A 26,616-nucleotide genomic window follows, 5' to 3' on the forward strand; every position below is an offset into this window, starting at 1 on the left:
ATGTATCTTGCCGTCGGTGTTGCGACAGTGCCGACCGACGCCCTGAAGGGGACCTTCTCGGTCCGCATGGCCACGACCGTTCGGAGGTGACGAACCGATGCCCGACGACGCCGGTACCGACGGGCTGGCCCGCGTGGTCACGTCCGAGCAACGCATCGACGTCCGGATGTCGGTGTCGCCGCTGCGCCGTGGCCGCGGCGACCCCACCTACGAGTCGACGCCGGACGGCGGCATCTGGCGCACGTCGAGGATGAGCTCGGGCCCGGTGACCTACCGCCTGACGCAGGTGTCGCCGACGAGCGCGCAGGTTCGAGCCTGGGGCCCCGGCGCACCCGAGCTGTTGGACGCGGCACCCGCTCTGCTGGGGCTGGACGACGACGCCGGCACCTTCGCACCGGAGCATCCGATTCTCCGGGAAGCCCATCGGCAGCTACCGCACCTGCGTTTGGGCCGAACCGGACTGGTGCTCGAGGCCCTGATTCCCGCGATCATCGAACAACGCGTACACGGAATTTCGGCATTCGGATCGTGGCGGTACCTGGTGAGCAAGTTCGGCGAGAAAGCACCGGGTCCGACGCCGAAGCCGATGTTCGTCTTCCCGACACCCGACGTGTGGCGCCGCATTCCGTCGTGGGACTACCACCGAGCCAACGTCGATCCGGCCCGGTCCAAGACCATCGTCCGCGCTGCCTGCGCGGCCGGACGCCTGGAGGAGGCGTCGGGAATGACGCCCGAGGACGCTGCGCGCAGGCTGCGGGCAATCCCGGGCGTCGGTGTCTGGACGGCGGCCGAGACCGCGCAACGCGCCCTCGGGGATCCCGACGCATTGTCGGTGGGCGATTACCACCTGGCGTCGGTGGTGGGCTGGTCTCTGCTGGGTAGATCGATCGACGACGCGGAGATGGTCGAGTATCTGCAGCCTCTGGCCCCGCATCGGCATCGCGCGATTCGGCTGCTGTACTTGAGCGGCAAGGCCACCAAGCCCAAGTTCGGTCCGCGAACCGCTCTGGTGGACCACACCTGGCATTGAGCCCCGGACTGCTCGTACAGTCGAGTTGTACGCCAACGTAAGGGGTTTTTCGTGGTTGCCATCGGCCGTTCCGATCTCGACATCTTTCCGCTCGCCCTCGGCGGGAACACCTTCGGCTGGACCAGCGACGAGGCTGCGTCCTTCGAGATTCTCGATGCGTTCACCGCGGGCGGAGGCAACTTCGTCGACACCGCAGACTCGTACTCGGCATTCGCCGACGGCAACTCCGGCGGCGAATCCGAAACCATCATCGGCAACTGGACCAGAGCCCGCGGAAACCGGGACGACGTCGTCATCGCCACCAAGGTCAGCCAGCATCCCGAGTTCCGCGGACTGGCCCCGGACAACATCCGGGCCGCCGCCGACGCGTCGCTGAGCCGGCTGCAGACCGACCACATCGACGTCTACTACGCGCACTACGACGACGAGAAGACCCCGCTCGTGGAGTCCCTCGCCGCGTTCGACGGGTTGGTCGAAGCGGGCAAGGTCCGGCACGTCGCCATCTCGAACTACTCGCCTGCACGCGTTCGCGAGTGGCTGGAACTGACGAACGAGAACGGTTTCGCGCCACCGATCGCACTGCAGCCGCACTACAACCTGGTGGCCCGCCGCGATTACGAGGGTGAACTGCAGCATCTGGCCGTCGAGAACGACCTCGGTGTGTTCCCGTACTTCTCCCTCGCCGCCGGGTTCCTGACGGGCAAGTACCGCACCCGCGAGGACCTGGCCGGGAAGCAGCGCGAACGTCTGACCACCGGGTACTTCTCCGATGCCGGTCTGGATGTGGTGCAGGGCCTGCGCGAGATCGCCGAATCCCGTTCGGCAGAGATCTCGAGCGTCGCGCTGGCCTGGCTGCTGGCCCGACCGGGAGTCACCGCGCCGATCGCGAGTGCAAGCAAGGTATCTCAGCTACCGGCCCTGCTCGACGCGCCGGCGTTGGCTCTGACCAGCCAGGAAGTCGAGAAGCTGACCGTACTGTCCGAGGCCGTGGCCTAGAACACGAAAGCTGTAGTCAGCAACGGGAACAGAACGAGTACCCCGGTTGCTGAACCTCGGGTGGCCCAAGCACCGAACACGTCAGCAACCGAGACAGCCGTAGCCGAAGCATCGGCAACGAAGACGTCCCCCGAGCCGACCTCCAAGGAACGCCTGCGGGTGATCCTGGTGCTCGGCGCGCTCATCGCGCTCGGCCCCTTGACCATCGACATGTATCTGCCGGCTCTTCCGGCGATCGCCGACGACCTGAACACGTCCTCGTCCGCCGTGCAGCTCACCCTCGCAGGCACCCTGGTCGGTCTTGCCCTCGGTCAGCTGATCATCGGCCCGCTGTCGGATATCGTCGGTCGACGGCTGCCCCTCATCGTCGGCACCGGAGTGCACATCCTGGCCTCCGTGGCGTGCATCGTGGCTCCCAACATCGCTGTTCTCGGCGGCCTTCGCGTCGTACAGGGTCTGGGTGCTGCGGCCGCAGCCGTGGTCGCGATGGCCATCGTGCGCGACCTGTTCAGTGGCCGTGCCGCCGCGACCGTCCTGTCCCGCCTGATGCTGGTCATGGGCGTCGCTCCCGTGCTGGCTCCGTCGCTGGGCGGTGCCGTGCTGCTGGTCGGATCATGGCGTCTCGTGTTCGCGGCGCTGGCGATCATGGGTGTTGCTCTGATGACTCTTGCCATCGTCTCGCTCCACGAGACGCTGCCACCCGAGCGTCGCCGCGCCAGCGGCGTCATGCCGGTACTGCGCACCTACCGTTCACTGCTGCGGGACGCCCAGTTCGTCGTTCTCGTCCTCGTCGCCGCACTGGCGATGGCCTCGCTGTTCGCCTACATCGCCGGGTCGTCGTTCGTCCTGCAGGAGGAGTTCGGCCTCGACGAGCAGCAGTTCGCCATCGTCTTCGCCGCCGGTGCCATCTCCCTCATCGGCGCTTCCCAGCTCAACGTCCTTCTGCTCGGACGCTTCGCACCGGTGCAGATCGTGCTGACAGCGCTGTCCTTCGCAGTGTTCGCGGGTGCCGTCATGACGGTCCTCGCGATCACCGGGGTCGGCGGCATGGCCGGCTTCGTCGTCCCACTGTGGTTCGTGCTCGGGGCCGTCGGATTCGTGATGCCCAACGCGCCCGCGCTCGCTCTGTCCAGGCACGGTGAGGCCGCAGGCGGTGCCGCTGCCCTCCTCGGAGCAGCTCAGTTCGGACTCGGTGCCATCGTCGCGCCGATCGTCGGCGTGCTCGGAAACGACGCGATCGCCGTGGCCACCACGATGGTCGCCACCTCTGCTGCAGCGCTGATCGCGCTGGGCGTCATCACCGCGCGCTCGTCTTCCCACCGATGAGCACGGTGGTGCGGGCCGCCACACACTAGGGTTTCCGCCATGGCCGAACGCGAACGTGATGCGCACGGTAAACCCCTCAATGCCAGGCCTCGTGACGGTCTTGGGCGTCCCATGGCCCGCGGTGGAAACGGAACCCCACGGGTGCCGGACGACCTTCGGCTTCCGCCCACCGCCGCTCTCGTCGAAGCGCAGAAATTCCTGGACGCGAACATGCCGTTCCATGCGCACGAGGTACTGGAAGGCACCTGGAAGAGCTGCCCGTCCGACGAGCGTCCGCTGTGGCAGGGCCTCGCCCAACTCGCCGTCGGGTTGACCCATCTGATGCGCGGGAACCGCGTCGGTGCCGCCTCGCTGCTTCGGCAGGGACACGACCGGCTCGTCGGCTTCGAGTCCAACCCACCGCATCACCTCGACGTCACCGGGCTGCTGACCTGGTCGGAGGGTCTGCTCAGCGAGCTCGAGACCGGAAGATTGCCGGTCGTTCCCGGCATTCCAGCGCTGCGCGCCACCGACTGAACCGATCCCGACAGGGGGCGTCCTGGACGTCCGATCACGGCTCGAGCTAGCCTGGCGAGGGTTAGGTAAGGCTAGGACAATCTGCACCGAAAGTGGGGTTCGTCGGCGTGACCGTGTTCGCACCGCTCAGACTCGTGCACCGCGAGACGATCAGTCCGGCTCAGCTCGGACGCACTCTCTGCACCGAGGTGGCCGAACAGGTTCCGTACTGGGTGGCCGTCCTGACTCCGGCGGAGCGTCCGTTGCTCACCGAACACACCGCAGTCCTCGAGCAGACGTCGATGACGTTCACTCTGCCCGACGGCCGACACCGCCGCAGCATTCTGCTGCTCGCCGCTCTGGGCTCGGCCGTGTCCACGTGGCAGAGAAACAATCGTCGCGGCTCCTCGGCCGGCGTGCTGGTGGACCTCGACCTCGAGAGCACCGGCGCAGTTCACCCGGTCCGGCTGCCAACGCTTCCCGTCGACGCTCTCGTCGTCCCTTCGCACCGCGAGCACCTCGTCGAGGAGGTCTCGAGGCGACTGGGCTCGGTGCCGAACGGCGGCTGCGACTACGCGCTGGCTCGCAACTATCCCGCGCTGGCCTCACGCGCGGGAGCACAGATCATCGTGCACGAGGATGCACTGGCAGAGCCCAGCCGAGAGCACGCCATCGACATCGGGATCACCGTGACGAGTGCGGGTACCGCACTCGTGCGCATCACCTGGGCTGCGAATCTGCCGGGCATCGACGAACTGATCCGGCTGTGGGCGTCGGCCGTGAACGACCTCGCCCTCGGCACTACAGGCTCTTCAGCAGCCTGACGTCGTCTTCGATACCTTCGGGCGGGGTCTCCAGGATCACCGGCGCGTCGGCCGCCAGGGCGACGGCGGTCAGGATCTCCGCGTCGATCGTTCCGGTGCCGAGGTTCGCGTGCCGGTCCCTGGCCGAGTCGAACTCGTCGCGTGAGTTGTTCAGGTGCACCAGATCGATGCGTCCGGTGATGGCCTTGATTCGGTCGACGACGTCGACGAGATCCTCTCCGCCGGCCCAGGCATGGCAGGTGTCCAGGCAGAAGCCGGCACCGAACTCGCCGATGGCATCCCACAGGCGGGCGATGTCGTCGAAGTGGCGTGCCATCGCGGAGTCTCCGCCCGCGGTGTTCTCGACGAAGATCGGTACCCCGAAGCCGCCCTGCTCCGCTTGGCGCTCGAACAGCTTGCGCCAGTTGTCGATTCCCTTGGCGGTGTCCTCACCCTCACGGACGTGGCCGCCGTGGACGACCAGCCCGATGGCCCCGATCTCGGCCGCAGCAGCAGCCTGCTCGACGACGGCCTTGCGCGACGGAATGCGGATCCGATTGTTCAAGCTCGCCACATTGAGGACGTAGGACGAGTGCACCACCACGTCGACCGAGCCGTTCAGCAACGCCTCGCCCTGCGGGTGTGGTTCGAGCTTGTTCCACTTCTGCGGATCGGTGAGGAACATCTGGACGAGGTCGACGCCGAGAGCCTCGGCCGTTCCGAGAGGGTCGCTGCTGTCGCGGACGTGGGCTCCGATGCGCATGACGCCCATCATAGAGGTGGTGTTCAGGGTCTCCCCTGATAGCGACGGGCGCAGAACGCTGGAACACTGGCACCCATGAGCGACATTGCCGCACGTGCGGTCGACGTATCGAAGGTCTACGGATCAGGGGACACCCAGGTCCACGCACTGTCCGGGGTGAGCGTCGAATTCGCTCGCGGAGAATTCACCGCCATCATGGGCCCCTCGGGTTCGGGCAAGTCCACGCTCATGCACTGCCTGGCCGGCTTGGACAACGCATCCTCGGGAACGGTGACCATCGGCGACACCGAGCTGACGGCACTCTCCGACAAGGAGATGACCGGATTGCGAAGGGACCGAATCGGATTCGTGTTCCAGGCCTTCAATCTGGTGCCGACGCTCACCGCACTGGAGAACATCACCCTGCCCCTCGACATCGCCGGTCGCACGCCGGACAAAGAATGGCTCGACACCGTGGTCGACCGACTCGGCCTGCGCGACCGCCTCGATCACCGCCCCAGCGAACTCTCGGGCGGACAGCAGCAGCGAGTGGCGTGCGCCCGCGCTCTGGCAGGCCGACCCGACATCGTGTTCGGCGACGAGCCCACCGGTAACCTGGACTCCCGCTCGTCCGGCGAGGTGCTGTCGATTCTGCGCACTGCCGCAGACGAATTCGATCAGACCGTCGTCATCGTCACGCACGATCCACGCGCGGCCAGTTACGCCGACCGCGTCGTGTTCCTCGCCGACGGCGCAGTCATCGATCAGCTGAACTCGCCCACCGCCGACGCCGTACTCGAGCGGATGAAGAAGCTCGAGACGGTCCGATAATGGCGCACTCCATCTCCAAGAAATCCGTCTCCGACAAACCTCCTCGACACAAGCCGTCGGGCAATCCCATGCGCAAGGTGTCACTGAGAAACCTTGCCGCACACAAAGTCCGACTGGCCCTGACGGTACTGTCGGTCGTGCTCGGCACGGCATTCGTCGCGGGCTCGTTCGTGTTCACCGACACCCTTCAGCGCACTTTCTCCTCACTGTTCGCCGATACCGCGCAGGGCGCGGATGTTCGAGTGAGCCCCGAGGACGCACGCTCGTCCGGCGTGCCGAACGAGGACATCGCGGCGATCTCGGCGTTGCCGAACGTGCGCGCCGTATCGCCGTACGTCGGCGGACAGTTGGTACTGCTGGGGTCCGACGGTGCCGCCGTACAGTCCGGTGGCGCACCGACCATCGGCGAGTCGTATCTCCCCGACGACCAACGACTCGGTGATCCGACCACCTTCGTCGACGGTTCGGCTCCCACCGCCCCCGGCCAGGTCGCGATCAACGCCGGTGGTGCCGAGCGCGCCGGACTCGAGGTGGGCGACGCCACCCAGGTACTCGTGCCGTCCAAGGGCATCACCGACATCACGATCACCGGAATCTATTCGACAGCAACAGAATCCGGTGGCTACATCGGAATCCAGTTCGTGCAGAGCCAGGCGAACGAGCTGTTCACCGACGGTGCCCACGTGCAGTACATCGACGTCGCAGGCACCGATCTCGCCGCGCAAGGGCTGACTCAGAGCGATCTCCGCGACGAGATCGCCGCGGCGTTGCCCGACCTGAAGGTCCAGACCGCCGCGGACGTACAGGCCGAGACTCAGGCCGAGGTCGAGTCGGCACTGTCGTTCATCAACTACTTCCTGCTGGCCTTCGGTGGGATCGCCCTGCTGGTCGGCACCTTCATCATCTACAACACGTTCTCGATGATCGTCGCTCAGCGCGTCCGCGAATTGGCACTGCTGCGCGCCGTCGGAGCCAGCCGCGGGCAGGTCAGCCGCTCGGTCGTTCTCGAAGCTCTCGTTGTCGGCATCATCGGCAGCATCCTCGGCTTCGTCGGCGGGGTAGGGCTGGCCTACGGGCTACGGGCACTGCTCAACGCCTTCGATCTGGGTCTGCCGTCGGGACCGTTGGCACTCGAGCCGCGCACCGTTGTCGTCGCGTTCGCCGTCGGCATCGTCGTCACCGTGCTGAGCGCGTACGCGCCGGCCCGGCGGGCAGCCAAGATTCCACCGGTCGCCGCGATGCGCGAGGAATTCGCCTCTGCGGGTGACACCCTGCGTACCCGAACGTTCGTGGGCGTCGGCCTCGGAATCGCGGGCGCGGCCGCGTTGATCATCGGCGCGCAGTCGACCGGCGGGGCGGCCGCTGCCACGGTCGGCGCGGGAGCCGTCGCGCTGATCGTCGCCACCGCACTGGCCGCGCCGTCGCTGTCACGGCCGGTCGTCGGCGCACTCGGGGCCGTCATCACCCGTCCGTTCGGAGCGATCGGACGCCTGGCCAGGACCAATTCGGTTCGCAACCCCAGACGCACCGCGGCCACCGCCTTCGCCCTCATGCTCGGACTCATGCTCGTCACCGTCATCGGCGTGCTCGGATCCACCGCCAAGGCCAGCGTCGACTCACTCGTCGACACCGGGGTCGAGGCGGACTACATCCTCTCCGGCCCGCAGTCGATCGGCGTTCCGACCGGTGCCACCACGGCCGCACAGCAGGTGACCGGCGTGGACCGTACTGCGGTGCTGCACCCGGTGTTCGTGACGATCGCAGGCCAGGAGGAGTTCGGCGCCGCGATCGACGGCTCCCCCGAGGGACTGCTCGAGCTGTCGATGGTCCAGGGCACGGCAGATCTGAACAGCAACGGGTTCTCGGTGTCGGAAACCGAAGCGGCGAGCCGCGGCTGGACCGTCGGAACCGAGGTCACCTTCGACACCGTCGACGGTGCGTCCGTCCCGGTGACGGTCACCGGGGTCTTCACCGACAATCCTCTGATCGGGAACTGGATCGTCTCGGGCGACATCTACCAGGAGGTGACGCCGTCGATCACCCGCTCGGACCTTCTGGTTCTCGTCAAGGCCGCACCCGGCACCGACCTCGACACACTGCGCACCGACCTCGAAGCCGCGACCAAACCGTTCGTCGTCGTCCAGGTTCAAGACGTGGAGGAGTTCAAGGGCAGCCAGGGACAGCAGATCGACACGCTGCTCGCGGTGTTGTACGGCTTGCTGGCATTGGCCGTCGTCATCGCTGTGCTCGGCATCGTCAACACGCTGGCCTTGTCGGTGGTGGAGCGGCGTCGGGAGATCGGCATGCTGCGCGCGATAGGCATGCAGCGGCCGCAGGTCCGTCGCATCATCTATCTCGAGTCGCTGCTCATCGCGCTGTTCGGCGCGATCGTGGGCGTGGTCCTCGGAATCGCGTTCGGGTGGGGATTCGTGCAGACCCTGCGCGACGAGGGCCTGGGCACCATGACCGTGCCGTGGGGCCAGGTGGTGGCCATGCTGCTCGGATCGGCCGTTGTCGGTGTGTTGGCGGCACTGTGGCCTGCTGTGCGAGCCGCGCGTACGAAGCCGTTGGAGGCCATCGCGGACCTGTAGGGCCGAGCCCGAAACAGACCGGGCATTCCGCAACGTCACCCGATTGTTGTGGAATGTCCGGTTTTCCGCTTGCGCGAAAAGGTTCTGCACGTTTACCTTTGAGTCGGTAAAAAAGTCTTCGAGCCGGTTTGTAGGTTTCAAACCGACTCCGACATCACGGGTCGGGCTCGTGCAAGGAGAATCATGTCGATTCAGGACATCGATGCGCCGACCCGTCTTTCACTGGCCCCACTGTGCCGGCCGGAACGCCGCGACACCCTGATGGCCCGCTACCGCGAGGTGGCTCACGCGCTGCCCGACGCCGTCGCGCTCGACGTCGACGGCTCGTCCCTGACCTTCGACGAGCTCCTCCATCGCGCCTACTCTCTGGCTCGTAAGATCGCCACGCTCTTTCCTGCCGATTCTCGGCCGCTCGCCGTGGACACCGACGCGACGACGGACTCGATCGTGCTGATGCTGGCCGTCGTCGCTGCAGGCCATCCCTTGGTGCCGCTCGACCCCATGCTTCCCGCCGAGCGCCGCGCCACGATCATCGACCAAGCAGGTGCGACGGCGATCGACTCCACCACCGTCGCCGCCGCCATGGACTCGTGTGTGCCGCTGCCGACGCTGTCGGGCGACCACACCGCGGTGATCAACTACACCTCGGGATCCACCGGCACCGCCAAGGGCGTGATCCTCAGCCACCGCATGTGTCTGACCAAGGCATACGAAGTCGCCAACGCGTTGGCGCTGGGCCCACACGACCGCGTCGGAAACTCGCTTCCGGTCAGCTTCGGGGCCGGCTTGAACACGTTGTTCGCGGGGTTGCTCAGCGGTGCCGCCGTGCACTGCCGCGACCCGAGGGCAGGTGTCCCCAGCAGCACCGTCGAGTGGACAGCCGCGCATTCCCTGACCACGCTGCACTGCTCGTCGTCGCTGCTGCGCGCAGTCTCCGCCGCCGATCACGGACCCACCGGTCGGGCCGTACCCACGCTGCGGGTGGTCATCACATACGGGGAATCCCTGCACGCCGACGATGCCGACGGTTTTCGGCGGCGATTCGACAGCCGCGCCACGGTGGTCAACTGGTACGCGACCACCGAGGCCGGGGCCGTCGCCTACAGCGAATACCCGCTCGAACGAGCGCTGCCGTCGGGCTTTCTCCCTGCGGGCAGACCCATCGCAGGCAAGCTGGTCGAAGTCGTCACCTCCGACGGTTCGTCGTGTGCACCGGACGTGATCGGCGAGATACGGGTGACGTCGAACTGTTTGGCCGACGGCTACCTCGGCGGTGCCGGTCGGGATTCCCAGCGATTCGCCGCGCTCGGCGACGGTCTGTTCCGGTACCGCACCGGCGATCTGGGACGACTCGACGAACACGGGACGCTGCACCTGGCCGGCCGCATCGACGACGCCGTCAAGGTGCGCGGATACCTGGTGGAGCCGGCCGAGGTCGAGGCAGCACTGCGCGCCATGCCGGAGATCGGCGACGCAGCGGTGATCGGCAGGACTTCCGGCACCGATACCGACCTGGTCGCCTACGTGTGCTCGGCGCGTTCCGGTCGTCGACCCTCCGTGGGCGAGATCAGAGCGTCGCTGCGCCGGACGCTGCCGGAGTGGATGGTGCCCACCCACATCGTCGCGCTCGACGCGATGCCGCGCAACGAACGCGGCAAGCTCGACCGCGGCGCACTGCCCGAGCCGGCCGATCGACGCGTCGAGCGCAGCGCGGTCGGCCCGACCGAGTACATCGTGGCCGAGGCTGCGCGCACCGCGATCGGGCTGGACACCATCGGACGGGACGAGGATTTCCTGGCTCTGGGCGGAAACTCGCTGACCACCACGGCCATGCTGGCCCAACTCCGCGAGAACCTGAAGATCGATCTGACACCGGAGGACGTGTTCGCGGCGACCACTGTTCGAGAGTTGGCCGTGACAGTCGACGCCCGCCTCGAAGACGCGGCAACTGCGCGTCGACGCACGGCAGGCGAACACGACGTGCTCGTGCCGCTGCGCACAGAGGGAAGCAAGGCACCGATCTTCCTGATCGGCGGTGCAGGCGTCGGCGCGATGGCATTTCTGAATCTCGTCAAGCACATCGACGCCGACCGGCCGGTGTATGCCCTGCAGGCGCACGGCCGCGGCAAGCGAGGACGGCCGGACCGGACGATTCGGCGAACCGCGAAACGCTACGTCGACGCTGTTCGCACAGTCCAGCCCGAGGGCCCGTTCCATCTGGTCGGCCACTCGCTCGGCGGCTGGATTGCCATCGCGATGGCAGAGGAGATCCGAGACTCCGGCCTCGGGTCTCCCCACCTGTTGCTCCTCGACACACGGCTGTTTCGGCATCTGCTGGACAGGTTGCCCGGCGGTACCGAGGTTCCGGCTGCGCCGCCGGCGCAGACGCGTGAAGAGGCGGGCTTCCACCTAGGCCGCGTCGGCACCGCTGCCCTCTGGTTACGGATGCAATTCGCCGGGCTGCTGCGGTACCCGACGACGATGGAATGGTTGGTTTTCGCAAGCATCGGGTACGTGGCGTTGAACAAGCACGTGCCGACACCGTGGTCGGGTTCGATGACCGTGGTTCGCACAGCGGAGAACGTGAAAGATCTCAGGTCGTGGCAGACGGTCGGCCGTGGTGAGCTGACCTTCGTCGACATCTCCGGAGATCACGTCGACATGCTGCGTGAACCGATGGCCGAGCACTTGGCCGAGACGATCGCGAACACCTTCGACGATGCGGGCCTCGCACACTGATCGACGGTCTGTCGTTGGGTGGGCTCAGCTTGTACGTTTGTGCCAACGGCTCACCGAGCCACGCGCCGATCCGGGCATCACACGACGAGGAGGTCGACCATGAGTTCATCGTACGAATTGCAGTCGGTGGAACTACACAAGGACGTCCTGCGATACGTGGACATGGGCGAGGGCCCACCCGTGATTCTGGTGCACGGACTCCTCGGATCGCATCAGTCCTGGGGCCCGCAACTCGAGCGTCTGTCGCAGAAGTATCGCGTCATCGCTCCTGACCTGTTCGGGCACGGAGACTCCGACAAGCCGTCCGGCGACTACTCGCTCAGTTCGCACTCGGCCACCATTCGCGATCTCATGGATCACCTGAACATCGACTCCGCCCCGATGGTCGGTCACTCGCTCGGCGGGGGCATCGTCATGCAGCTGACGTACCTCTTTCCCGAACGCGTCGATCGCCTGGCATTGGTCAGCAGCGGCGGACTCGGTCCCGAGGTGAGCCTGCTCCTCAAGGCTGCGACGCTGCCCGGCAGTGAGCTGGTTCTGCCGCTGCTCGCATCGGACTGGTTCCGCAAGAACGCAGAGGGCGCGCTGGCGCAGTTGGGCAAATGGGGTCTGCCGGTCAAGCCAGGTCCCAGCATGGCCGAGACCTGGCGGTCGTTCCGGTCGGTTGCCGACCGCTCCACCCGCGGGGCCTTTCTGGCGTCGACGCGAGCCGTGGTGGGCCCGCGTGGGCAGACCGTGAGCGCGAAGCAACATTTCGAGAAGTTCGAGTCCATTCCGTCGCTGCTCGTCTGGGGCGGCAAGGACCGGATGATTCCCGCCAAGCACGCCGACAACATTCGACGTGAAGTTCCCAACAGTCGCGTCGAGATCTTTCCCGACGCCGGCCATTTCCCCCAGCTCGACGAGCCGGACTTCTTCTTCCGCTTGCTCGACGAGTTCCTCGACGCAAACGAGTCCGACAAGAGCGCGCCCGCGGCCATCACCCCGGCGGCTGTTCCGTTGCAGCACCCGTGAGCGTGACCCCGATGTTCCCGCTCGGCAGCGTGCTGCTCCCCGGTGAACGCCTACCACTACACATCTTCGAGCCGCGCTACCGAGCTCTGGTCCACGACTGCCTGAAGCAGGACGATCCGAGCTTCGGTGTGGTCCTCATCGCGCGTGGGCACGAGGCCGGTGGCGGCGACGTCCGGCACGATGTGGCCACGACCGCTCACATCATCGGTCACGAGTCCATCGGCGACGGCAGATATCTGCTCGACTGCGTCGGCGGCGAACGGATCAGGATCGACGCCTGGCTGCCGGACGATCCGTACCCACAGGCCGACGTTCGAGCGTGGCCGGACGAAGAGACCGATGCGGTGATCGCCGACACCGAGTTCGACGCCACTTGGGCGCGGATCGAGGATCTCTACGAGCTGATCGGTCGACTCGAATCGACGGAAGTCGTTTCCACACCCGGTGTTCCGGACTTCCTGGGCCTGCCGATTTCGGCCGCCGAGAAGATCTGGTCGCTGACGGCTCTGATTCCGATGGGTCAGTCCGATCGACTCGACATCCTGTCTGCACCCAACGCCAGAGCGCGCAAGACCGCACTCGACGACGCCATCGAGAATGTCACGGCGGTGGTGCAGTTCAGACTGCAACCCTGATACCTACGAAACATGTCAGGCCCGACATCATCGATGTCGGGCCTGACATGTGTAGTAGCGGGGACAGGATTTGAACCTGCGACCTCTGGGTTATGAGCCCAGCGAGCTACCGAGCTGCTCCACCCCGCGTCGGGTGTTCACCACGCTACATGCCATCTCGGCAGTCTCCCAATCGCCAGGTCAGCCGCACGCTCTACCGTTCAGGTATGCCCATTGCGCTGTCTCCAGTCCTGACCTTCCCGCACGCCGCCGTCGCGCAGATCACGCTGAGCAACCCGCCGGTCAACGCGCTGACCCGTCCGGCGACGCGGCGACTGCGCGCCGTGCTTCTCGAATTGGCCGACGACGCCGCGATTCGGGCGGTCGTTCTCACCGGAGACCGGGTGTTCAGCGCCGGCTCGGACATTTCCGAGATGCCCGAGATGCAGGACCGCGGTGACGTGCTCGCCCGCAAGAGCATTCTCGAGAACGCCACCCTCGAGATGCTCGACGATCTGCCGCTGCCGACGGTCGCGGCAATAGACGGATTCGCGTTGGGCGGCGGCCTCGAGCTGGCGCTGTGCTGCGACCTCGTCGTCGCCGACGCAGGGGCTCGACTCGGACTCCCGGAAATCGACCTCGGTGTGATCCCGAGCAGCGGCGGATCGATGCGCGCGCTGCGGCGGGTGGGTCAGGCGCGCGCCGCCGAACTGGTGTTACTCGGCGAGCCGATCTCGGCCGAGACTGCACTGGAGTGGGGTCTGATCAATCGGGTCGCTCCACGCGGAGAGTCGTTGTCGGTGGCACTGGGCTTGGCGCAGGCGCTGGCGCACAAGTCCCGCTCTGCCGTTCGAGCGAACAAGCGTGCCCTCGCTCTCACGTTCGGCGAGTCCCCCGGCCTACCGGCGCAACGGGCATTGCCGGTGTTCGAGGAGGCGTTCGAGTCGGCGGACGGCAGGGAGGGCGTGCGCGCCTTTCTCGCCAAGGAGTCACCCGAGTTCGGGTAGGCGGCGCTTGACCAGAATCGTTGCGCCGGTGACGATCTCCCATCCGATGATGGTGTAGACCGAGATGCGCTCGAAGGTTCCGCCGCCGAGGATTCCGGTGTCGGCGAGAAACAGGGTCAGCCCCACCAGACCGGCCACGCCGGCAGTCGCACTGCCCACGGTGTACCAGCGCGGCGCGCCGACGCGGCCGCCGTACCGTCCTGCCGCCAGCAACACCAGGTTGCCGCCGACGATCGCCATGCCTGCACCCACCGCATGGGGCGTCGATGCCCCGTCCACCGAGGCGTGGGCGAGCCCGACGACGATGCTGCCGACACCGTGCACAACGGAGGTGCCGGCGACGATCCACCGCGCCCGGCCCTCGAAGAGCACCGACAGTCCCAGTCCCGCCAGGACGAACAACGTGCCGTCCACGACGAAGCCGGTGTTCATCACCGCGTGCAGCGGCGAGATGTCGGGGATTCCGAGATCACTGATGTTGTTGCGAGCGTAGCTGTACGGTCGGTCCGTCCAACCGAGTGCGGCGACGGCTTCGGCGGCCAGATAGGTCACCCCACCGACGAGGAAAGCCCCGGCGGCCAGGACGGTCGTTCTCTTCACAGCTGCACGTCCACTCCCGGAGCCCCGATACACCTGGCGTGTACCGATTGGTACAGTACCGGCTCATGAGCGATCGCCACGACGTGGTGCCGATACTCGCAGGGGTGTTCCGCGACCATGGGTTCGACGGTTCCTCCCTCGCGGTCATCAGCAAACAGACCGGCCTGGGGAAAGGCAGTCTCTACCACTACTTTCCGCGCGGAAAGCAGGAGATGGCCGAAGCCGTCCTCGACGACGTGGAGCAGTGGTTCCACCACAACGTGTTCGAGCCGTTGCGACAGGGCACCGATCCCGCGTCGACGACGCATGAGATGTTCGAGCAGACCGCGCGATACTTCCGGTCCAATCGTCTGGTGTGCCTGTTCGGCGCATTCACACTCGGTCTCGAACGTGCTGTGTTCTCGGGACGCGTCGCAGCCCATTTCACCCACTGGATCGACGCGCTCACCCCGGTACTGAGTCGCCTGGGACACGGCGAATCGGCAGCCGAACTGGCCGAGGAGATCGTGGCCGGAATTCAGGGCGCACTGGTGCTCTCACGCGCCTCGGACGATGCGACGCGGTTCGATCGATTGTTGGCGCGCCTGGAAGCCTCGGCAGCGCGCGTGCCAGTGGGGGTGCACGTATGAATCCCAAGCCCGCACCCCAGCTGAAGACGTTCGGAATACGAGAACTGCTGCGACTCATCGTCATCGGGACAGTATTGGCGTACTTCCAGGTCGTCGCGGTCGGCCGCTGGGTGCGCGCGCCACGGCGCGGGTGGCCGCTGCACGCCTCGGAGGCCGTCGTCGACGCCTTCTTCGTTCTCGGCCCCACCTTCGTCAAGGTCGGGCAGCTGATGGGATCCTCGCCCGGGCTGTTCCCCAAGGTCCTCGCCGACACCTGCCTGCGCTGCCTCGACGAGGTGCCACCGTTTCCCGGGTCGCAGGCGCGAGCGGTGATCGAGGCCGATCTGGGCCGCGGAATCGACGACCTGTTCTCCTCGTTCGACGACGTGCCGCTCTCGTCCGCCTCGGTCGCTCAGGTGCATCTGTGTGTGCGCCGTGACGACGGCCGCGAAGTGGTCATGAAGGTACAGCGGCGAGGCATCTATCACCGCATGAAGATCGACCTGCGTATCGCGTACCTCATCGCCCGCGGACTCGAGAAGTTCATTCCGTTCTTCGCCACGGCCAACGCGTCGGCGATCATCGTCGACCTGCACGCCGCCACCTTCGCCGAACTCGACAGCGCCGTGGAAGCCAAGCGACAGGCCAGCTTTCGCGCGGCCATCGGCGCATTCGGCGACAACGCCCACGTCACCGCGCCCGAGGTGTTCCTGGACTACTGCGGCGGGCGCGTCATCTGCATGGAGCGCATGCACGGCTCCCCACTCGACCGCTACGAGCCGGGGGATCAGTCCGAGCTCATCGTTCGTCGCGCAGCCAAGGTCTGGATGGAAGCCCTTGTGCTGCACGGCCTGTTCCACGGCGACGTGCATGCGGGCAACGTCTGGGTTCTCGACGACGGCAGGGTGGCGTTCCTCGACTTCGGAGTCATGGGCGAGGTGGACGAGCAGTGGCGCGCGCTACTGCTCGACCTGTTCCACGCCACCGTGATCGACGGCGACTTCACCCGACTGGCCGGTACCGTCAAGCGGCTGGGAATCGTTGCGCCGCAGATGGGTTCGGACGCCGAGGTCGGGGCGATCCTGCAGTCGGTGTTCGCTCCGATGCTCTCGGCAACGCTCGCGCACTTCAGCCTGGCCGACTTCATTCGAGCGCTGGTGAACATGGGCAAGCAGTACAAGACGTCGAGCCCGGAAGAATTGATCCTGGTGGCCAAGCAACTCGGCTACTTCGAGAGATACGCCATCGAACTGGCACCGAACTGGGCCCTGGGTACCGACCCGTTCGTGTTCAAGAACGTCTTTCCCGCCGAGATCGCGGCACTGGCCGAGGCGCGAGGCGTCGAACTGCCGGAGTGACCCGGCAGCTCGACCCAGCATCAGTGGGTGAAGTCCAGCACCACTTTGCCTGCCGCAGTACGGTTTTCCAGTGACGCAATGGCCGAGGCAGCGTCTGCGGCCGGGAACACCGACGGCTCCGGCGCACTGAGCGATCCGTCGGCGAGGAGCGGTTCGATCTCGGACCACTGGGTGGCGAGGTAGCCCGGGCGCGTCATCCACCACGCACCCCAACCGACGCCGACGACGTCGACGTTGTTGAGCAGCAGTCGATTTACCTTGACCGTCGGGATCTCACCACCGGTGAAGCCCAGCACCAGGATTCGGCCCGAGGGCGCGAGCGAGCGAATGCTGTCGGTGAACCGGTCACCACCCACCGGATCGACGACGATGTCGACGCCACGGCCGCCGGTCAGTTCCTTCACCGCGTCCTTCCAGCCGTCGACGAGAACGACGTCGGTGGCTCCGGCGGATCGTGCGATGTCGGCCTTGGCCTCCGAGCTCACCACAGCGATCACGCGAGATGCCCCGAGCACCGGAGCCATTCGCAGCGCGGAGGTTCCGATGCCCCCTGCTGCGCCGTGCACCAGAACCGTCTCGCCCGGTGCCAACCGGCCACGTTCCCGGAGCGCGAAGTGCACCGTCAGGTCATTGAACAACAGCCCAGCGCCTGCGGAGAGCGACACCGACTCCGGCAGCGCGAACACCGTGTCCGGGGATACGACGGCGACCTCGGCCATACCGTCGCTCAGTCCCGTCAGGGCCGCTACTCGATCACCGGCGGAGAAGCCGGACTCCGGCGGAGCCGACCGAACGATGCCGGCGATCTCGCTGCCGGGGACGAACGGCAACTCGGGCTTGTACTGGTAGAGCCCGCGAGTGAGCAACGCATCGGGAAAAGCGACGCCGGCGGCATGGACCTCGATGACCACCGACCCGTCGCGCGCAGCAGGCTCGTCGATGTCCACCACACTCACCGAGTCGGGTCCGTCGAGGCTGGAGATCTGTACCGCGCGCATGAGTTGTCCTCTCGGTCGGGATCGTTCCCTGCACGCCACCGTACAAAACTGCAGCAATCACCGTCGCTACCGGCATCCACTCCTGCCTGCTGGGTCGTTCCGCAGGCTCCACTCCTGGTGGTGTGCTCCAATCGACGGATGAACACCACTCCCCTCACCGTCGTCCGTCCCGACGGGGATGCCCGCGGCGGCGTCATCGTCATCCAGGAAGCCTTCGGCGTCACCGATCACATCGTCGACGTCTGCAACCGCCTCGCCGCCGCCGGTTGGGTCGCGGTCGCACCGCACCTGTTCCACCGACAGGAGGGTGTGACCGTGTTGTCGTACTCGGACATGGATTCGGCGATGGCGGCAATCGGGCGGCTGCAGGCGGACGAGGTGGACTCCGACGTGGACGCGGCGGCGAGTGCGCTCGCCGAGCTCGGATTCGAGCCGTCGTCCGTCGCGATCGTCGGCTTCTGCATGGGTGGCACCGTCGCGTTCCACACCGCTGTTCGACGGCAACTCGGTGCGGCAGCGACGTTCTACGGCGGCGGAATCGCCGAGGGCCGCTTCGGTTACCCCGCAATGGCGTCGGTGGGCGACGCACTGCAGACGCCCTGGCACGGATTCTTCGGGGATCTGGACGAGGGCATCCCCGTTCAGGAAGTCGAGACGCTGCGCGAGATCACCGCGACGGCGCCGGTCGACACGGAGATCACCCGCTACGAGCACGGCAAGCACGGGTTCCACTGCAACGACCGCCCCGCCGTGTTCGACGCCGACGCCGCCGCCGACGCCTGGGGCAAGACGCTCGAGTGGTTCGACGCTCATGTCGCACACTGAGCCACCCCGCTCCGACGCCGCACTCGCAGACGAGACCGAACACATCGTCGCTTTCTGGACCGAACTGTCGCTGCCGGGACTGTTCGACGTCCACACGCACTTCATGCCGAAGAACGTGATGGACAAGGTGTGGAGTTACTTCGACAGCGCCGGGCCGCTGACCGGCAGCGTCTGGCCCATCTCCTACCGGTTCGCCGAAGAGCAACGGCTCGAGGTCATTCGGGGGTTCGGAGTCCGGCACTTCACGTCGATGATCTACCCGCACAAGCCGGCGATGGCAGCCTGGCTCAATTCCTGGGCAGCAGATTTCGCGGCGCGCACCCCCGACTGCCTGCACACCGCGACCTTCTACCCCGAGGACGGTGTCACCGGGTACGTCGAGCAGGCGTTGACGAGCGGTGCCCGAATCTTCAAGTCGCACATTCAGGTCGGGAACTATTCACCGAACGATCCGCTGCTCGACGGCGTCTGGGGCGCACTCTCGGACGCGCAGGTACCCGTGGTGATCCACTGCGGGTCCGGCCCGGCTCCCGGCACCCATACCGGCCCGGAGCCGATTGCGGCACTGCTGCAACGGTTTCCCGAACTCCCGTTGATCATCGCGCACATGGGGATGCCGGAGTACGGCGACTTCCTCGATCTGGCCGATCGCTTCCGGAACGTGCGACTCGACACCACGATGTCGTTCACCGACTTCTCCGAGGCGAGCGCACCGTTTCCGAAACACGAACTGCCCCGGCTGGTCGACCTGCAGGATCGCATTCTGTTCGGCAGCGACTATCCGAACATCCCGTACCCGTATCTGCATGCCCTGCAGGCGGTGCGCCGACTCGACCTGGGAGACGACTGGGTTCGTGCAGTGTGCTGGGGCAACGGCGCCGCACTGTTCGGATAGAGAGGTTCTCTAGACCCAGAACTCGGCAATACGCTCGGCGATGGCATTGCCCTGCGCCCGTCCGGCAACGGCCGCAGCCGATCGGACCGCGATGTCGGTGGCATCGGGGCCGATCGCGGCCGCCGAATCTGCGTCGGGGGCAATCACTTCCACCTTCGAGCCGCCCTTGACCAGCCGCTCCCGTTCGATGTCGAACGGATCGTGCTCGAGGTCGAGTGCACCGACCCTGAACACCAGTACCTTCTCGAAACCGACTGCCAGATCCGCATTTTCGCTGGCGCGGATACCACCGTCGACGTAACGATGATCACCGATCGTCACCGGCGGCCACATTCCCGGGATGGCGCAGCTCGCGGCCACCGCATCGACCAGCTGAACGCCCGAGCCACGATCGAGAACCCGATGCCGACCGCTCACCGCGTCGACCGTGACGATCCGCAGATCGCGGTTCGGCCAGGAGTGCGACGGTAACCGTCGTTCGATGATGGCCCTGCGCTCACGCTCGCTGATCGTCGAGGCCGACAGCGCCTCGGTGCCGATACGCCTGCGCGTGTCGATGGCACTGCCGTCGGAGTTCTGGGCAGCCCGAGCCAACATGGAGACCAGTTCGTCGATGGTCGAGTCGGCATGCGGTTCGTGGTCCTGCTTCGCTTCGTCTGCCTGCCGCTCGAACAGCTCGGTCAAGGCGGCTCCGCTCGAGATCTGGGCTGCGACCGAGGACCCGGCCGAGGTCCCCAACAGCATCTCGGCGTCGCTGACGTCGGCTCCGGCTTCTGCCAATCCCAGTAGGACACCCGTCTGCCACGCAATGCCTGCGACTCCGCCGCCGCCCAATACGAGTGCTCGCCTGGTCATGGTCGTACCCCTTCTTCGAAAAGATCCGTCAGGAACTTACAGCGCCGGTGTGTACACGTGGACGCAGCCAGTCGATGAGATCGTCGAGTACGCGCTCCTTTTCCGGTTCGTTGAACACTTCGTGGAACAGCCCGTCGTACGTTTTCAGGGTCAGGTCGTCGGATCCGGCGAGCTCGGCGATGAGCTCACTGCCCGAGACGTCGGCCAAGCGGTCCGCCGTCCCGTGCTGGAGCAGCACGGGAATCGTCAGCGACGGCAGGCGAGCAGGGAACGCGTCCCCGACGCCCAGCATCGCCGCGGCCAGACCAGCCGAGACGCTGCCGTGGTAGCCCAACGGGTCGGCGACATAGGCGTCGACGACGTCCTTGTCGCGGGAGACGAGAGTGGGATCGAGCTTGAGCACAGGGGCGGCCGGTACGAAGCGTCCGAGGAGCTTACCGACCGCCACCAGTGCTTTCGGTTGCCCGACGCTGGGGACGACGGCAGGGCCGGACAGCATCAGACCGTCGAGATCGGCCTGATGGTCGAGGGCGTAGGACAGTGCGATGGCACCGCCCATGCTGTGGCCGAGCAGGAAGGTGCGCTGATTCGGATGCTCGGCAGCTGCGATGCCGAACAGCGTGTGCAGGTCGTCGGTGAAGTCGGACCACTTGTCCAGTGACACCCGTTTGCCACCGGATCGGCCGTGTCCGCGGTGGTCGGGCGCGTAGACGGCGAGGCCGAGCGCGCCCAGCCGTTCGATGACGTGCCGGTACCGACCCGCGTGCTCGGCCAGGCCGTGGGCGAGCACCACAATCCCGGTCGACGTGGTCTCGGGGGTCCAGACGTCGTAGACGATTCGGGTTCCGTGAACTCCGACGAACGACGACTCGACATGCTTCATCCGGTCACCGTACAAGGGCAGCGGGGCATTCGACGGCCCATCGGAGAACCTGCAAAATTTGCTTGGGTAACTATCCTGGTGGAACGGGCGATGTAGTTGTGACACGCCACTACCGTTTGTCCCCGCACCTCGGGGCACGGCACCGACCAGGACTCAGGAGTGAAGAATCCAGAATGCGTGATGAGTCCGCCACGAGCACGTCGCCGCGGTGGCGCGACCCCAAGCGCTACCTGTGGCCGCTGGGGCTGACGATTCCTCTCAGCCCGTTCCTGGCCTGGGGTCTGGTGACCCTTCTCGGCCCCGGTGCGTTCTGGACCCTCGGCCTGATGATCATGGGTGTCGCACTGCCATTGGTGGACAGGTTCGCCGGAGTGGACCGCAGCAATCCCCCGGACGAGGCGATCGCCGCGCTCGAGAAGGATCCGTACTACCGCTGGTGCGTCTATCTGTTCCTGCCGTTGCAGTACGCGGGACTCGTTGCGGCCTGCTATCTCTGGGCGCACGGCCCGCTGGGAGTTCCGGAGCGGATCGGCCTGGCCATCACCGTCGGCATCGTCGGTGGGGTCGGCATCAACGCCGCGCACGAGCTGGGCCACAAACGTGAGCGTCTGGAGCGATGGCTGTCGAAGGTGACACTGGCACAGTCCCTGTACGGCCACTTCTACGTCGAGCACAATCACGGCCACCACCTCCGCGTCGCCACCCCGGAGGATCCGGCGTCGGCGAAGTTCGGCGAGTCGTTCTGGAAGTTTTTGCCGCGCACGATCGTGCACGGCCTGCGCTCGGCCTGGGAGCTCGAGACTCGACGCCTCGCCCGCCAGGGCCTGTCTCCCTGGTCGTACCGAAACAACCTGTTCAATGCCGCGGCCATGAGCGTTGTGCTGTTCGGCGTGCTGATCGCCGTCTTCGGTGTGGTGACCGTGCCGTATCTGTTCCTGCAGGCTGCGATCGCGATCGTCCTCTACGAGGCAGCCAACTACCTCGAGCACTACGGGCTGCTGCGGCAGAAGCGCAAGAGCGGTCGATACGGCAAACCGACCCACCGCGACAGTTGGAACAGCGACCACCTGTGGAGCAACCTGTTTCTCTACCACCTGCAACGGCACAGCGACCATCACGCGAATCCGGTGCGCCGCTACCAGGCACTGCGCACCGTCGACGAGTCCCCGCAGCTACCGGCCGGCTATGCCGTGATGATCTTCTGCGCGCTGGTTCCGCCGTTGTGGCGCAAGGTGATGGATCAGCGACTGATCGACTTCTACGACGGTGACGCCGAGCTCGTCAACGTCGATCACTCCGACCCCAAGGCAGTGCGGAAACTCGAGCAACTGTGCGTCGAGCGCGCTGAGGCGTACCGATAGTTCACACCGCCGCAGGTTCGTCGGTCTGTGCCCGCAGGTAGCGACCGAAGTGCGGCACCGTGAACGCGATAGTGCCGCGCTCGGCCGAATAGATCAGACCCTTCTTGATCAGTCCGTCGCGGGCCGGGGACAGCGATGCCGGCTTGCGCTTCAGTTCGGTCGCCACGGCCGAGGTCGGCACCGAGCCGTCGTCCACGGACAGTTCGGCCATCGCACGCATGTATTCACGCTCGGCAGGCGTCGCACGCTCGTAGCGAGAACCGAAGAATCCGACGGCCAATTCCTCCTCCGCCGTCGGAGCGGCGACGCGCACGTCCTCGACGGTGATCGGGGTGTCGGCCGCGAGATCCCACGTCGCCTTGCCGTAGGCCTGGACGAAGTACGGGTAGCCGTCGGCGGCCGCATACAGCGCGTCGAGCGCGTCGGGGGTGAATTCGACGTCCTCGCGGTCGGCCGGAGCGATCAACGCGAGGTCGGCCGCGGCTCGTTCCAGTCGGCCGATCCGGTGGTAACTGAACAGGCGCTCGGAGTAACTCTTGGATGCCGACAACACCGCAGGTAGGTGTGGCAGCCCGGCCCCGACGATGATCAGCGGCGCGGTGTCCTGACTGAGCTCGTGACAGGCCGCACACAACGCGGAGATGTCCGCGGCACCCAGATCCTGCATCTCGTCGATGAAGATGGCGATGCCCACGCCCACGTCGCCGGCCAGCGCGGAGGCGTCGAGCAGCAGTTCCACGAGGTCGATCTCGATGTCGCCGGAGTCGGCGCGGCCCGTCTTCGCCGGGACGTCGATGCCGGGCTGCCACCGCTCCCGCATGCCCTTGTCCGCGGTGGCGCGTAGGGCGAAGGCCTTGAGGACGCCGAGGAACTCGTCGACGCGTTCGGGATCGCGATGCGATGCCGCAATCCCGCGGACCGCCATGTGCAGCGCAGACGACAGCGGTCGACGCAATTCCTGGTCGGGCCGAGCCTCGATCTTGCCGGTGCCCCAGCCGCGGGCGATCGCCGCGGATCGGAGTTGGTTGAGCAATACCGTCTTCCCGACGCCTCGCAGCCCGGTGAGAACGACGCTGCGTTCCGGCCGGCCGCGGGTGATGCGTTCGAGTACGACGTCGAAGGCGTCGAGCTGCTTCTTTCGGCCTGCGAGCTCGGGTGGGCGCTGGCCGGCGCCGGGGGCGTAGGGGTTACGCACGGGGTCCATGGGGCCAAAGTTACAACGAATCGTGCGATATATGCGGACATCTAGTTCGTGTCCTAGAGATCTGTATTCACTCGATACTTGCGCGCGACTGCGACGGAGGACTACTTTCTGGGGTGTGAAGCGCATTCTCGTAGTACGCCGCCGTAGCGGGGTCTGATTCGGACCGACCCCTCGCTGCGGGTCGTTGTGCTCTCTCGGTCCTCCCTTCACATTCGCCAGGACCATCCTCATGAATGCATTTGCTTCCACTCTCGCCACAGATCCGTTCCACGCCCGTTTCGGTTGTGCCCTGCCGCGCACGATGCGCGACGAGATCACCTGGCAACACATGTCGTGGACGAACTTCACCGACCGCTTCTCGCCCAGCACCGGGCCTCTTCGGCTGGGGTCATGGACGGCCGACAGTGCAACTGGCGGGAGGACTGCTTTCGACGCGACCTTCGGCGTCGGCGATACGATCATCGCCTGTGCGGCAACGACTTACGGGCCGATCGAGGCATTGACGTCGATGCTCCACGACGCCGGATTCCGCATCGAGATCCTCTCGTTCCACCAGCAGATCATCGGCGACGAGACCGCCACCTTCGTCCTCGCCGAGCACGACGGTCGCCGCGAATGGTCGATGGGCATGGATCCCGACGCACACCTGTCGGCCGTGCGAGCCGTCGTCGCCGGAGCGAACATTCTGCATCGGTAGCGCTTTCTCGGGCGTTCTAGCGCGTATGCAAGACAGGCGAAGATCTCGCTAGCGAAACCAACACTCAGGTCGGAGGTTGCCCGTCGATCTCCGGCATGTATCGGCGCATGAATCGATCGAACTGGGGAACGGTGAACTTCGCGTAACCGTAATTCGGGGTGTACAGCAAACCCTTGTTGATCAACCGTGAGCGCAGCGGCGACACCTGTTCCGATTGCTTTTGCAGGAGGAGCGCCACGTCGACGGCCTTTTGTTCCTTCGGTCCAAGCTCGGCCATAGCCCGCATATAGCGAAGCTCTTCCTTCGTACAGCGCTGAACACGTGTCCGGAAGAAGCTGTCGTCGAGTTCATCATCGACAAGATCGGCAGCAGCGACCGCGTCAGCTTCCGTGATCCTCGGACCCTCGGCCAAGTTCCACACTGCTCTCCCGAATTCCTGGATAAAGTAAGGATACCCTTCGGTGTAGTGCAGGATCTTGTCTATGGCTCCGACGTCGTACTCGACGCCTTCCAGCTTCGCTGGTTCGGTCAGGGCCGCGATCGCTTCCGGCCCGGGTAGCTCACCGATAGACGGGAATCGGAACAGCCGCTCAGCATAGGACTTGGCATCACCTGCCAAACCCGGAAGCTGCGGCAGACCGGCACCTGCAAAGGTGATCGGAAGCTCCCGCTGGACAGTTCTGTGGACGGCACCGATCAACGCTTCCAGCTCACCCTTCGACAGAAATTGAATCTCGTCGAAAAGGAATACCACCCCACTGTCGCTCTCCCGAGCGGCCAACCCGACTGCCTCGAAGACATCAGCGAGGTCGTCATTCAGGTTTCCCGTGTCGGCCTGTCCAGCAGCTGGATCGACGTCCAAACCAATATTCAGTGATCCATCCGGCTGGATCGACAGCGAGAACGACTTGAGCACCGCGGCCGATCTGTGAATACGGTCGTTCCACTTCGCCCTAGGTGACGTTTGCAACAAAGCGCGCCGGGCCAGGCTGGCAATCTGCGGACCGAATGCGGTGCTCTTCGATACCTCGGCTTCGACTGCAACCCAGCCCTCATCCTCAGCTATTTCGCGATACCGACCAAGCAAAACAGTCTTGCCGACGCCACGCAGGCCAGTGACGATCAGCGACTGCTCGGAATAGCCCCTCCGCAACCGATAGAGCAGGGTTCGAAAGTCATCGAGCTCCACCTCGCGACCCGCCAAATAACGCGGTGGCGCGCCAGCGTTGGGCGTATACGGGTTTCGCCGACGGTCCACTGTTCATCCCCCAAATAGACAACCTGAACCTACTTTAACAAATCTTGTTAAACTCTACATAGCTCGTAAAACTGGCCGTTTCGATCGAGAAGTCGCGTGGTTCGCTCAACCACATCGACATACGCCGCAGTCACCCACCTTCGATGAACAGCAGTCCCTGGTCCGCGCGAACTAGGGCATCTCGATCGTCTCGGCGCGGCGCACCTCGGCCAGTGCGTACCGCAGATAGGTCTCGGCTCGGCCACGGCGCACCGCGAGCAGGTCTGCGACCACCAGCAACGCATGTGCGAGACGCGGCCTCACTCGCGACTGCTCTTCGACGTCGGACACCCCCAGCGCTCCGGTGAGCACCTCGACGAACCCGGCGATGTCCAGGTTCGGCAGCCAGTCCGCTCCTCGTACGGTTCGGCCGAGCACCTCCTGGACGTTCTCGCCGGTCAATCCATCGCTGTATACCTCCTCCACGTTCGCAGGTGTGGCCGATGCCACAGTGCGAGACTTAGTATAAACACCGGTAACAGATAAAGGGAACCGTGACGGTGTCCGATGAGACACTTCTGTCATGACCGACTCCTCCCCCGTGTCGACTCCCCCGAGTCGTATGCCCGTCACCTGGCCTGCCGAGTGGCCCGCCGAAGTTCGGCGCATCGCCGATGCCACGAACGACGCGCTGGCTGCTGTCGCCTCGCAGAATTCGGTCGCGTTCGACGATGCCGTCGAATCGTTGGGCCGCTCGGACTCGGCGCAGGCCGGGCACGTGCATGCCGAAATGGTACGCACGTTGCTCGAGGAGGTATACAGCGATGGATTGACCGGCGAGAACGTCCAGGAGGTGCTCGGCCGAACCGTACGAGGAGCGGACTGGCTGCCGAACCTGGACATCGCC

General features: G+C 65.8%; 25 protein-coding genes, 1 tRNA gene and 1 pseudogene. 18 read left to right on the plus strand and 9 right to left on the minus strand.

Annotation, left to right across the window (positions count from 1 at the left end; translation table 11 throughout):
- The first annotated feature begins 97 nt into the window (after window positions 1-97).
- The 5 genes from CH256_RS10215 (at window position 98) to CH256_RS10235 (ending at window position 4,671) form a co-directional block, all read left to right on the plus strand.
- On the plus strand, window positions 98-1,030 hold the full coding sequence (locus tag CH256_RS10215) for a DNA-3-methyladenine glycosylase family protein (protein ID WP_094669521.1): 933 nt from the start codon (window positions 98-100) through the stop codon (window positions 1,028-1,030).
- A gap of 51 nt (window positions 1,031-1,081) precedes the next feature.
- Complete coding sequence (locus tag CH256_RS10220; protein WP_094669522.1) at window positions 1,082-2,026, plus strand: aldo/keto reductase; 945 nt, start codon at window positions 1,082-1,084, stop codon at window positions 2,024-2,026.
- Window positions 2,027-2,086: 60 nt separating this feature from the next.
- The gene (locus CH256_RS10225; RefSeq protein ID WP_373454801.1) at window positions 2,087-3,352 is read left to right on the plus strand and encodes a multidrug effflux MFS transporter; all 1,266 of its coding nucleotides are present in this window, start codon (window positions 2,087-2,089) and stop codon (window positions 3,350-3,352) included.
- A gap of 39 nt (window positions 3,353-3,391) precedes the next feature.
- Window positions 3,392-3,868, plus strand: coding sequence for a DUF309 domain-containing protein (locus CH256_RS10230; protein ID WP_094640546.1), 477 nt, complete (start codon window positions 3,392-3,394; stop codon window positions 3,866-3,868).
- Window positions 3,869-3,975: 107 nt separating this feature from the next.
- The gene (locus CH256_RS10235; RefSeq protein ID WP_141215274.1) at window positions 3,976-4,671 is read left to right on the plus strand and encodes a hypothetical protein; all 696 of its coding nucleotides are present in this window, start codon (window positions 3,976-3,978) and stop codon (window positions 4,669-4,671) included.
- On the opposite strand, the gene CH256_RS10240 is transcribed toward CH256_RS10235, so the two are convergent.
- Complete coding sequence (locus CH256_RS10240) at window positions 4,649-5,413, minus strand: deoxyribonuclease IV (RefSeq protein WP_068048648.1); 765 nt, start codon at window positions 5,411-5,413, stop codon at window positions 4,649-4,651. The two genes, CH256_RS10235 and CH256_RS10240, sit on opposite strands and share 23 nt — an antisense overlap.
- A gap of 75 nt (window positions 5,414-5,488) precedes the next feature.
- On the opposite strand from CH256_RS10240, the gene CH256_RS10245 reads away from it, so the two are divergent.
- The 5 genes from CH256_RS10245 (at window position 5,489) to CH256_RS10265 (ending at window position 13,202) form a co-directional block, all read left to right on the plus strand.
- Window positions 5,489-6,223: an ABC transporter ATP-binding protein gene (locus tag CH256_RS10245; RefSeq protein ID WP_068048639.1), complete on the plus strand. Its 735-nt coding sequence runs from the start codon at window positions 5,489-5,491 to the stop codon at window positions 6,221-6,223.
- Between the two features lie 68 nt (window positions 6,224-6,291).
- A complete protein-coding gene (locus tag CH256_RS10250; protein WP_094669535.1) occupies window positions 6,292-8,814 on the plus strand; it encodes an ABC transporter permease in 2,523 nt (840 codons plus the stop codon).
- A 183-nt stretch (window positions 8,815-8,997) separates the two neighbouring features.
- The gene (locus CH256_RS10255; RefSeq protein ID WP_094669524.1) at window positions 8,998-11,553 is read left to right on the plus strand and encodes an alpha/beta fold hydrolase; all 2,556 of its coding nucleotides are present in this window, start codon (window positions 8,998-9,000) and stop codon (window positions 11,551-11,553) included.
- A 99-nt stretch (window positions 11,554-11,652) separates the two neighbouring features.
- Entirely contained in the window at window positions 11,653-12,567 is a 915-nt protein-coding gene (locus CH256_RS10260) for an alpha/beta fold hydrolase (RefSeq protein WP_068048623.1), read from the plus strand.
- Window positions 12,564-13,202: an LON peptidase substrate-binding domain-containing protein gene (locus CH256_RS10265; RefSeq protein ID WP_068048615.1), complete on the plus strand. Its 639-nt coding sequence runs from the start codon at window positions 12,564-12,566 to the stop codon at window positions 13,200-13,202. Before CH256_RS10260 ends, CH256_RS10265 begins: the two co-directional genes overlap by 4 nt.
- 55 nt (window positions 13,203-13,257) lie before the next feature.
- Here the strand turns inward: CH256_RS10265 and CH256_RS10270 are convergent.
- A tRNA-Met gene (locus tag CH256_RS10270) sits at window positions 13,258-13,331 on the minus strand.
- Window positions 13,332-13,408: 77 nt separating this feature from the next.
- Between CH256_RS10270 and CH256_RS10275 the strand changes: the two genes are divergently transcribed.
- Window positions 13,409-14,188 carry an enoyl-CoA hydratase/isomerase family protein gene (locus CH256_RS10275; RefSeq protein WP_179272063.1) on the plus strand — a complete coding sequence of 260 codons (780 nt, stop codon included), beginning with the start codon at window positions 13,409-13,411 and terminating at the stop codon, window positions 14,186-14,188.
- On the opposite strand, the gene CH256_RS10280 is transcribed toward CH256_RS10275, so the two are convergent.
- Window positions 14,171-14,788, minus strand: a complete 618-nt coding sequence (locus CH256_RS10280; protein ID WP_068048609.1) for a DUF998 domain-containing protein — start codon at window positions 14,786-14,788, stop codon at window positions 14,171-14,173. The two genes, CH256_RS10275 and CH256_RS10280, sit on opposite strands and share 18 nt — an antisense overlap.
- A 65-nt stretch (window positions 14,789-14,853) precedes the next feature.
- On the opposite strand from CH256_RS10280, the gene CH256_RS10285 reads away from it, so the two are divergent.
- Together CH256_RS10285 and CH256_RS10290 are read left to right on the plus strand one after the other, a co-directional pair.
- Window positions 14,854-15,417 carry a TetR/AcrR family transcriptional regulator gene (locus tag CH256_RS10285; protein ID WP_179272064.1) on the plus strand — a complete coding sequence of 188 codons (564 nt, stop codon included), beginning with the start codon at window positions 14,854-14,856 and terminating at the stop codon, window positions 15,415-15,417.
- Entirely contained in the window at window positions 15,414-16,754 is a 1,341-nt protein-coding gene (locus CH256_RS10290) for an ABC1 kinase family protein (RefSeq protein ID WP_094669526.1), read from the plus strand. Before CH256_RS10285 ends, CH256_RS10290 begins: the two co-directional genes overlap by 4 nt.
- Before the next feature lie 20 nt (window positions 16,755-16,774).
- Here CH256_RS10290 and CH256_RS10295 read toward each other — a convergent pair whose 3' ends face one another.
- The gene (locus CH256_RS10295; protein ID WP_094640538.1) at window positions 16,775-17,752 is read right to left on the minus strand and encodes an NADPH:quinone oxidoreductase family protein; all 978 of its coding nucleotides are present in this window, start codon (window positions 17,750-17,752) and stop codon (window positions 16,775-16,777) included.
- 138 nt (window positions 17,753-17,890) lie between these two features.
- Here CH256_RS10295 and CH256_RS10300 point away from each other — a divergent pair, with 138 nt between their 5' ends.
- Together CH256_RS10300 and CH256_RS10305 are read left to right on the plus strand one after the other, a co-directional pair.
- Window positions 17,891-18,577 carry a dienelactone hydrolase family protein gene (locus CH256_RS10300; RefSeq protein ID WP_094669527.1) on the plus strand — a complete coding sequence of 229 codons (687 nt, stop codon included), beginning with the start codon at window positions 17,891-17,893 and terminating at the stop codon, window positions 18,575-18,577.
- Window positions 18,564-19,472 (plus strand): amidohydrolase family protein, encoded by a 909-nt coding sequence (locus tag CH256_RS10305; RefSeq protein WP_094669528.1) that lies wholly within the window; start codon window positions 18,564-18,566, stop codon window positions 19,470-19,472. Before CH256_RS10300 ends, CH256_RS10305 begins: the two co-directional genes overlap by 14 nt.
- 9 nt (window positions 19,473-19,481) lie before the next feature.
- Here the strand turns inward: CH256_RS10305 and CH256_RS10310 are convergent, their stop codons facing one another.
- Together CH256_RS10310 and CH256_RS10315 are read right to left on the minus strand one after the other, a co-directional pair.
- Window positions 19,482-20,327, minus strand: a complete 846-nt coding sequence (locus tag CH256_RS10310) for a patatin-like phospholipase family protein (RefSeq protein ID WP_094669529.1) — start codon at window positions 20,325-20,327, stop codon at window positions 19,482-19,484.
- A 28-nt stretch (window positions 20,328-20,355) separates the two neighbouring features.
- Entirely contained in the window at window positions 20,356-21,210 is an 855-nt protein-coding gene (locus tag CH256_RS10315; protein ID WP_068048590.1) for an alpha/beta hydrolase, read from the minus strand.
- Between the two features lie 173 nt (window positions 21,211-21,383).
- Here CH256_RS10315 and CH256_RS10320 point away from each other — a divergent pair, with 173 nt between their 5' ends.
- Window positions 21,384-22,571, plus strand: coding sequence for an alkane 1-monooxygenase (locus CH256_RS10320; protein ID WP_094640534.1), 1,188 nt, complete (start codon window positions 21,384-21,386; stop codon window positions 22,569-22,571).
- Window position 22,572: 1 nt separating this feature from the next.
- Here CH256_RS10320 and CH256_RS10325 read toward each other — a convergent pair whose 3' ends face one another.
- Window positions 22,573-23,775: an ATP-binding protein gene (locus CH256_RS10325; protein WP_068048586.1), complete on the minus strand. Its 1,203-nt coding sequence runs from the start codon at window positions 23,773-23,775 to the stop codon at window positions 22,573-22,575.
- A gap of 229 nt (window positions 23,776-24,004) precedes the next feature.
- On the opposite strand from CH256_RS10325, the gene CH256_RS10330 reads away from it, so the two are divergent.
- Window positions 24,005-24,472: an alpha-isopropylmalate synthase regulatory domain-containing protein gene (locus CH256_RS10330; protein WP_094640532.1), complete on the plus strand. Its 468-nt coding sequence runs from the start codon at window positions 24,005-24,007 to the stop codon at window positions 24,470-24,472.
- Window positions 24,473-24,536: 64 nt separating this feature from the next.
- Here the strand turns inward: CH256_RS10330 and CH256_RS10335 are convergent, their stop codons facing one another.
- Together CH256_RS10335 and CH256_RS10340 are read right to left on the minus strand one after the other, a co-directional pair.
- Window positions 24,537-25,730 carry an ATP-binding protein gene (locus CH256_RS10335; protein ID WP_094669530.1) on the minus strand — a complete coding sequence of 398 codons (1,194 nt, stop codon included), beginning with the start codon at window positions 25,728-25,730 and terminating at the stop codon, window positions 24,537-24,539.
- Window positions 25,731-25,901: 171 nt separating this feature from the next.
- The gene (locus CH256_RS10340) at window positions 25,902-26,219 is read right to left on the minus strand and encodes a hypothetical protein (RefSeq protein ID WP_179272065.1); all 318 of its coding nucleotides are present in this window, start codon (window positions 26,217-26,219) and stop codon (window positions 25,902-25,904) included.
- A gap of 73 nt (window positions 26,220-26,292) precedes the next feature.
- Between CH256_RS10340 and CH256_RS10345 the strand changes: the two are divergent.
- A pseudogene (locus CH256_RS10345) lies at window positions 26,293-26,616 on the plus strand (hypothetical protein); the annotation flags it as partial.

Source organism: Rhodococcus sp. 05-2254-6 (assembly GCF_002258565.1).
In the GTDB taxonomy this organism is placed as follows: domain Bacteria; phylum Actinomycetota; class Actinomycetes; order Mycobacteriales; family Mycobacteriaceae; genus Rhodococcoides.